This window comes from Streptococcus infantis, assembly GCF_018499575.1.
Lineage (GTDB): Bacteria > Bacillota > Bacilli > Lactobacillales > Streptococcaceae > Streptococcus > Streptococcus infantis_K.
Window position 1 is genome coordinate 1 of sequence record NZ_JAHDAP010000007.1, and the last position, 244, is coordinate 244.

General features: G+C 53.7%; 2 tRNA genes. Both read left to right on the forward strand.

The features are described from left to right. The first annotated feature begins 1 nt into the window (after position 1). Positions 2–75, forward strand: a tRNA-Ile gene (locus KJR31_RS08515). Positions 76–89: 14 nt separating this feature from the next. Then, a tRNA-Glu gene (locus tag KJR31_RS08520) sits at positions 90–161 on the forward strand. Positions 162–244: the final 83 nt, after the last annotated feature.

Consider the following 244-nt stretch of genomic DNA (forward strand, 5'->3'; position numbering starts at 1 on the left):
TGGGCGCGTAGCTCAGGTGGTTAGAGCGCACGCCTGATAAGCGTGAGGTCGGTGGTTCGAGTCCACTCGTGCCCATTTTTAATAAATATGGTCCGTTGGTCAAGGGGTTAAGACACCGCCTTTTCACGGCGGTAACACGGGTTCGAATCCCGTACGGACTATTTATCGGAGGATTACCCAAGTCCGGCTGAAGGGAACGGTCTTGAAAACCGTCAGGCGTGTAAAAGCGTGCGTGGGTTCGAAT